Consider the following 7,969-nt stretch of genomic DNA (forward strand, 5'->3'; position numbering starts at 1 on the left):
CGCGATGCCACGTCTGGGCATCCATCAGGACTTCCTGCAAGATCTCATTCGGCTGGACCGCCCTATCCAGCAGAAGGTCATCGACACGATCGCCAAGTTCGAACAGACCGCACACGCCGGGGCACATTTGGAAAAGCTCAACGACATCCGCGATCAGCGATTCAAGAGCATCCGGATCAACCGCAAGTATCGCGGTATCGTCCTGGTTCCAGAGTCGGGCGACACCTTCACCCTGCTGCGTGTGGACAATCACGACGAAGCTTATGAGTGGGTCCGAAATCGGCGCGTCTCGGTGAATATGGTCACCGGCCATATGGAGATCCGTGATGACGCGATCATCGACGACACGATTGAAGGACTGACGGGGGCTCCCGTCGAGTCCACACGTCCGCTCTTCGAACATGTCTCCGACGCCGACCTGATTCGGCTGGGCATCGACGACCAGATGCTCAGGTTCGCCCGGATGCTCACCCACGTGGACATGCTGGAGGCGCTGGACGGCAAACTGCCGCAGATTCAGTACGACGTGCTCTTCGGCCTGGCCGCCGGCATGTCGCCGGAAGACGTCTGGACCGACGTGGTAGGCGCCGCCGTACCGGAAAAGATCGATCCGGAAGACCTCATCGCTGCCACCCAGCGGATGCCGCACAAGGTGGCGCTGGTGGAAGGGCCGGACGAACTGATGGAGCTGTTCGCCAAACCCTTCGCGAGATGGCGGGTCTACCTGCACCCGTTGCAACACGAAGCCGCCTTCCGGACGTACACGGGCGCCGCTCAGGTGATCGGCGGCCCCGGCACCGGCAAAACCGTGGTGGCACTCCATCGCGCCCGACACCTGGCCCAACAGGGCGGCCGGGTATTGCTGACCACCTTCACTGCAACGCTGGCCCGCTCGCTGGCCGAATCGCTGCGGCTGCTGGAAACCGACGACGAGGTGCTGGCCCGCATCGACGTATTGACCGTTGACCAGGTGGCCCGACGGCTGGTGGACGAGCACGTCGGGAAGTTCACGCTTTTGCGCGACGAAGAGGAGAAGGAGATCTGGCGGCGGATCACCCGGCGTCGGAGCCTGGACTTCACCGAAAAGTTCCTCCATGAGGAGTGGCGGCAGGTCGTTCTCGCACAGGAAATCACCTCCTCCGACGACTACCTGTCCGCACGTCGAACCGGGCGCGGACGACGACTCGGATCACTGCAGCGTGCCCAGATCTGGCGGGCCATCGCCGAGTTCGAGCAGGAGTTGACCGAGCACAACTACCGCACCTTCGAGACGATCTGCGTCGAGGCGAAGCGTGTGCTGGACGAGCTGGACACCCGGCCGTACGAGCACGTGATCGTGGATGAGGCCCAAGACCTCCACCCGGTGCGTTGGCGAGTGCTCCGGGCCGCAGTCGCCGAAGGCCCGAACGACCTGTTCATCGCCAACGACACTCACCAGCGGATCTACGACAACCGCGTCTCCCTCAACTCGATCGGTGTTCAACTCGCGGGCCGATCCACCAGATTGAAGATCAACTATCGGACCACCGAGGAAATCCTTACGTGGAGCTGCGCCATGCTGGCCGGCGAGAAAATCGACAATCTCGATGGTCGGCGGGCAAGCCTGACCGGTTGTCGCTCCGAGGTCCACGGCGCCAAACCCGAGCTGTACGGCGCGCCGACCAAGAATGCCGAACTGGCGCACCTGGTCGAGGCCGTACAGGCCTGGCTCGACGCCGGAGTGCAGCCGGAAGAGATCGGGATTGCGGCCCGCTCCGAAATGCTGGGGCAGTCAGCCGCGGAAGCCCTGGTCCGCGCCGCCATCAACGCGTGCTATCTCTCACGCGACCGTGACGGCGTGAACGGCCACGTCCGGATTACGACCATGCACCGGATGAAGGGCCTGGAATTCCGCTGCGTAGCGGTGATCGGCGTCAGCGCCAATCAGTTGCCCGCCGCGAACGCGGTCACACCGCCGGAAGAGGACGCAACCACCCACTGGAACGACCTCCAGCGGGAACGCTGCCTGCTCTTCGTGGCCAGTACCCGTGCCCGCGAACGCCTCCATGTCTCCTGGCACGGTGACCCCAGCCCGTTCCTCAACCTCGCCAGTGGCTGACGATCGCCGCGATCTCCTCATCCGAGATCGCGGCGAGTCTGATCTCGTATGGCACCCTGCCTCTGCCAGCCAGGAACAACCCTGTGCCCGGACGCAGTGACTCGGCCCCCACGCGATCGAGAATGCTCACGCTCTCCTCGGCCGTGGCCACGGGAAGGGACAACCGGGCCGAGAAGTAGCCCTTGATCCGGCCACTAAGTTCCCTCTGGGAGGGCACAGCCGTACGAGCGATGACATGAAACCCCACCGCGCGACCTTCTCTGGTCAGTTCTGTGATCGCTTCACTGTCGCCGACCTCGGCCAGTTCGTCGATGACCACGACCACGTCCGGATGGGCCAGCTCGGTGTCGCCGAGCGCGCCGATGGGGGTCGGTGCCCTGGCTTCGCGCACCTCTCGGTTGAACTGCTCAGTCGTACGGCAGCTCCGTGCGGTCAGATCGGCGTAGCGACACTCCACCTCGGCCAGCGCCCAGTTGAGGGGGGCACTCTTGGCCTGCTCGACCAAGTGGGGGAGAGCCGTGAAGGGACCCATCCGGCCGGACACCACCAGACGGAGATGTTTCGGATGGCATCGCATCGCGAGCGAGGCGACGATGCTCCGAAGAGGGTCCAACTGCCCCCCGCTTCCACCGATCAGGAAATGCGGTGATTCGTTGAGCTTCAGGAAGGCGGGTATTCCATCATCGGCGCGGCCGAGGCCTACCAGCAGAGAGTCGCCGTCGGGCGCTTCACGGAGAAGGTCACCAAGGCTGAGCAGGTCGGGATCCCGATGGGGCACTTCGACACCGATCGCCACCACGCCCGGCAGGGGAGACGTTGACCGTTCCATGGGCACGAGTCGGGTTCCACTGTTGTTCACGGCCGCGGCGAAGTCGGCGGTCAAAGCGAAGACCGCGGCCGTCGGCGTCGTGGGACCGAGCCGTACCTCAAACCGGGTCAGCTGAGGCGTCCGGGTGTACCCGGCGACCTTGGCATCGATCCGGTCCTGATGGAGGACCTCATCGATGGCTTTGGCCATGGCGTCATCGGCGTCAGTGTGTCTGCGCTCGGGCGTGCCGGACTTCAAAAGCCGGCCGGGCGGAAGACGATCAACCTTCTTGTCCGCATCTTTGGGAGCGGGTGGGCGCATGGCCCGGAGCAAGGTGGCCACCTCGGCGGCCGACTGCGGGCGCTCCTCCGGCTTCTTGGCGAGGAGTCGGAGGATCAGCTCCTCCAACGGGGACGGGATATCGCCGCGGATGTCGCGAGGGGGCGTTGGTGCCTCGGTGGCGTGCTTGAAGAGGATCTGCCAGACGTTCCCGTGGAAGGGCCGATCACCGGTAACCATCTCGTAGAGCACGCACCCCAGCGAATAGAGGTCGCTGCGCTCGTCCGGCGCGCCGTCGGTCTGTTCGGGTGCCGCATAGGCCGGAGTACCGGCATGCATTGTGGCCCGGCCCTTGTCGATGACCCTGGCGATGCCGAAATCACAGATCTTCGGTCGGTCGCCCGGCAGGAGCATGATGTTCGCGGGCTTGATGTCGCGGTGGATGACCTTCTTGTCGTGCGCGGTGGTGAGCGCCTCCGCCAGGCGGATCCCGATGGTGATAACCCGCTCGATCGGAAGGCCGTTCAGGGCCTTGGACATGACTTTCGCCAGGTCCTTGCCGTCGAGGAGCTCCATCACGAAGAACAGTTGCCCGTTGTCCTCGTCAGCGTCGTGGACGACGACGATGCCGGGGTGCTGGAGCTGGCCGCAGAGCTTGGCCTCAGCGCGGAAACGATCTATTCGTCGCGAGTCGGGTTCCACGTGGTTGGGGAAGACCTTTACGGCGACCTCGCGGTCCAAGCGAAGGTCAAAACCCTGCCAAACTTCACCCATGGCCCCGGCGCCCAGCTTCTTGCCCAGACGGTACCGGCCGGCCAATGTGACACCGCCAAGCACGGCGTCCTCCCATCTGATCAAGACGTCTCCGATGCGGATCGTAGTCGGTCCATGCGCTGTCGTCGCTATTGCAGGCGCATGAGGGTTCCTGGACAACGTAGGCATGCCGAACTTGATGCCTTCCACACTGGCGGTCATATGCGCGGTGACGCAGGGCACTGACCGGCCCTGGCACGCTTCCGCGCCGAGATAGCCTGGTAAGAGAAGGTTGAGACTTCACGACACCAGCCAAAAGCGTCCGATATCCTTATCGATCATGACTACCGCTCAGCCTGTTCCTCGTGATGAAGGTGTCTCGCGTCGGATGCGCGCGCAACGCGAGTTCGATACCGGCATCGAGGTCGAGCTGCGCAAGCTGCTATGGCGCCGAGGTCTGCGCTACCGGGTTCATGCCCAAGTCATCCCGGGCACCCGCAGGAAAGTGGACCTGGTCTTTCCCGGAGCTAAGGTTGCTGTTTTCATCGACGGCTGCTTCTGGCATGGGTGCCCCAGGCATTACACGGCGCCGGCGAACAATAACGACTGGTGGTTGAATAAGATTCATAAGAATCGGACACGCGACATAGACAGCTTCAAACGCCTGCAGGCGGCCGATTGGCGTGTAATCCGGGTGTGGGGCCACCAGGATCTAGCCGTCGCAGCTGACAGAATCGAAGCAATCGTCCGAAGCCGTCGATGTTGATGAAGGCGAAAGAATTTTTGTGCAGTCCAAGATGGCTGCCTTATCTTACACGGGCCGCGCTTTTGATGAACCCCCGATTTGATGGACTGCTCGGTCGGCCAGATGTGGTTCAATGTGCCGCCCCGCAAATCTGCGTGCGAAACAGCAGCCTGGCAACTTTCACGCGAAGCGCAAAGCTACTGCAAGTTGGTCAACTTGCGGCAGGCTCCTATGTCCGGCCAACGGCTCTCCGCCTTATTCGCCCGTAGACATTGACCACTCCAGTGGTCCTTTAGTAGTCGGGGTTCAGCCTCCTGAGGGCTTCATCCCAGTCGTAGGGGACCAGGGCGTACGTCTGGAGTAGGAAATCCTCCAAGTCATGGCGCAGGATCCAAGCTTGAAGCGGATCCGTCCAGGGAAGCTGAATAACGGCCTGTAGCCACCCGAAGCCCACGTCCTGCAGGCAAATGTCCTTACAGGAGCAGCCGTCGGGCGAACATACGCGGTTGAGCCCGGCGGCGACGGTATCCCGAGGGATAAAGAAAGCTGCGAGCTGCGGAACGTGCACATATACATCGAACGGCGCCTCGGTGTCGTCGTACCTAAAGAACGCAGACAGCTTCGTGCTGTCAGCGTCGAGGTAGAGAGGAACGCATGTCGTAACTCTCGCCATGGAAGCTCCCTTGGCTTGGTCGGTGGAGGTCGGAGGGTTCTTAGCCCTTACTGCGGCTGCCGAGAGCGCTGGCCTGGTTTGCCAACCAAGTCAGAGGTACGGACTGATCGATTTCTCCCTTAAAAGCGAATCTGGGCGGCTCCTTCTGCAGATTATTGGCACTGCAAGTAGGCCCCTCTTGGGGCCTGGGTAGAACGGTATTCGGGCAAGGTGAATCAACGCGCTCGGACCGGATCAAACGTAAGATCTCGACCTTACTCCGGAAAGGTACCGTACATCTTGCCCAGCCGCATAGTGGGGTTTTGTCCAGTTTGATCATTGGTGGGGCCAAGCGTGATTATTTGTCGGAAAACTCGTCCCAAAAATGTTGGCGAGCGCCGTGCGGTGGGTCAGGGGAGAGCCTGCTGAGGCCTTGACCGTTGGTTCGGGCGCGACCGTTTCAGAGGTTGAGGTAACGACGCCGAGCGAGAAAGATGGCCGACACCGTAAGTTCGCCTGCGCCTGGCATCAGGAGCGGGGAAGGTCGGGTCGGAGGCGTTGTGTGGTCTAAGGGGTTCAAGCGGATCGGTCGTGGCGGTGCTCCGCCACGGACGTGCGGCGCCGGGCGGGCACGGACGAATAACTCGCGGGCGCGAGGGTGGGTCTGGCCCGGTAAGTGATTGGGGGATCGACGCTCGTATTGAGTTTTGCCTGTGCACGCCTTTGGGCAGCTTGCTCGTGTGACCCCATGGGGAGAGGCTTGGCGGGGGTTGGATGGCTCCCAGTTGGTCGCTAGCCCAGGGCGCCTTCGGTGCGTGGGGACGCGCGCATAGGGAGAATGCCTATTAGGTTATGTCAATGCACGTTTGACAGGGTTTTGGTGTGTCAAATATATGCTGATAAGAGCCGTTCGCAACTACCTATTGCCCTCAAGTCCGATAGTCCTAATCCTGGGCATCGGATAAGTTTCCTTGGGGCCCTATCCGCACCTTCTCTCCGGTTATCGACCCTACTGGGATCTTCAATGAGGCATAGCGTCCTGTTATCAGCATCTGGGCCTGGAGAAAGCGTGCTATTGATATAGGGTGGGCCACTCCTTGTGGCCGTGGCTTGAGCTGTGGTTAAGCGGCGTCGTGGTATTCGTTGATCGTGCCTGTGGCGACGAATTTTCGGCGGATGAATCGCAGATTGCTCACATCGCGGACGGACTGCGTGTGCAGTATGGCCAGAAGGTGCGCTCCCACCTACGGTTCAGAACTCGCTCAAGCTCTTTAGTCCGCGCGATGGCCCGCTTGCCACATGTGGTGGCAGCGTTGGCATCGGTAGACGTTCCAGTCGACGTAGTGCCATGGTGCGGAGGTGTCGTCAGCGGCGACTTCTGGGTCGTCGTAGGCCCAACCCCGGTAGGCGCCGATGTCGACGTCTGCGGCTCCGCAGCGTCGGCACGGGCTGCGGGGTGTCCGCGACCACTGCTGATCACAGGTGGTACACATCAGGCGGATGCGTCCGTCAGGCAGCGGGCTGCCGCGCACCTCGTCTTCTGATCCACACACTGGGCAGTCCAAATCAGTGCGTGGCCCTGTCGGCAAGGTCTCGCGAGGAATGAGCTGCGGCATGCCGTACCTATCGATTTGAATGTCAAAGGCGCGTCGCACGCCGGGCGCCACTGCCCAGAACACCGTCGCACCGAGCCTCGACAGCGCGGCGATCTTACGCTGTGTTGTACTCATCGGCGCTGTGACCTGGCGCGCCGTCGCGGTACGCATCTGGTCGAGCATTCGGTCCAGTGACGCGTTATCGCGCTTGGCCTCTGCTACCACCACCGGCCGTCCAGTGTCGTCAAAGGTCCCCAGGTCAAACGCGTCGTACTCGAACGCCACCCGCCGTGCCGGCCAGCGATGCTCGGTCACCAACTCGGTGAAGGCCGCGATTTGCACCAGGTACTCGCGATTGAGCGATGGGGCGGGACCTCGTGAGAATAGGTTGTACGGCCCTTTGCCGGGTGCCGCGCCGGCGAGCCGGAACACTCCATCGGGTTGTATGTCCACCAGCCCCGCGCCGACAGCGTGGATCAACCCGTTGGCCTCGTTTAAATCGAGTGGCGGGTGCAGTCGTAACGCCTGAGCGGACAGGCCTCGCTCACGGGCGAAAGCCGACGCCCAGTTGTCCAGTTGGGTACGACAGGCTGCGAGGAGATCATCCATGGGTACTCCCGATGTCCTGCCTCACCCTAAACCGGCCAACCGACGATGCGTGCTGGATGTCTTCCGGCTGCTGGCCGCATACGTGCTCTTCCGCCCGCGCTCGCGTACGTACGGTGCGCGGCTGACACCGTGCTCGGTCCGTGCTCGCACGCCGTTAGGGACCGATACGGTTCAAGAACACGTCCATCATGGCATGACAATCCAGAAACGCGACTCCACCAATCTCGGGGCAATTCATCCAGTGCGGAGCCTTGGCGGCGTCCTCCAAGAAAGTCGGGGCGGTTCACATACGGGACAGCAGTTCAGCCTTCCGCCGTGACCTGTTCGATCATGGGAGCTTGTACGGCGGCCAGCACGGCGGCGGCGAAGGGCAGGGAGTGATGCGTGGCTCCCCAGCCAATGCCGAACACCACGGAGGCGGGATCGTTGT

General features: G+C 62.4%; 5 protein-coding genes. 2 read left to right on the top strand and 3 right to left on the bottom strand.

The annotated features are described in order from the left end of the window. The first annotated feature begins 4 nt into the window (after nt 1–4). Nucleotides 5–2,098, top strand: a complete 2,094-nt coding sequence (locus tag ABZ459_RS51535; protein WP_357988542.1) for a UvrD-helicase domain-containing protein — start codon at nt 5–7, stop codon at nt 2,096–2,098. Here the strand turns inward: ABZ459_RS51535 and ABZ459_RS51540 are convergent. Next, nucleotides 2,079–4,043 carry a DNA translocase FtsK gene (locus ABZ459_RS51540; protein WP_357988545.1) on the bottom strand — a complete coding sequence of 655 codons (1,965 nt, stop codon included), beginning with the start codon at nt 4,041–4,043 and terminating at the stop codon, nt 2,079–2,081. The genes ABZ459_RS51535 and ABZ459_RS51540 overlap by 20 nt on opposite strands. A 235-nt stretch (nt 4,044–4,278) precedes the next feature. Between ABZ459_RS51540 and ABZ459_RS51545 the strand changes: the two genes are divergently transcribed. Then, nucleotides 4,279–4,704 carry a very short patch repair endonuclease gene (locus tag ABZ459_RS51545; RefSeq protein ID WP_357988548.1) on the top strand — a complete coding sequence of 142 codons (426 nt, stop codon included), beginning with the start codon at nt 4,279–4,281 and terminating at the stop codon, nt 4,702–4,704. Nucleotides 4,705–4,975: 271 nt separating this feature from the next. Here ABZ459_RS51545 and ABZ459_RS51550 read toward each other — a convergent pair whose 3' ends face one another. Beyond that, on the bottom strand, nt 4,976–5,356 hold the full coding sequence (locus ABZ459_RS51550; RefSeq protein WP_357988551.1) for a hypothetical protein: 381 nt from the start codon (nt 5,354–5,356) through the stop codon (nt 4,976–4,978). Nucleotides 5,357–6,606: 1,250 nt separating this feature from the next. Next, a complete protein-coding gene (locus ABZ459_RS51555) occupies nt 6,607–7,539 on the bottom strand; it encodes a hypothetical protein (protein WP_357988554.1) in 933 nt (310 codons plus the stop codon). Nucleotides 7,540–7,969: the final 430 nt, after the last annotated feature.

The organism is Nonomuraea sp. NPDC005692 (assembly GCF_040631115.1).
Classification (GTDB): Bacteria; Actinomycetota; Actinomycetes; order Streptosporangiales; family Streptosporangiaceae; genus Nonomuraea.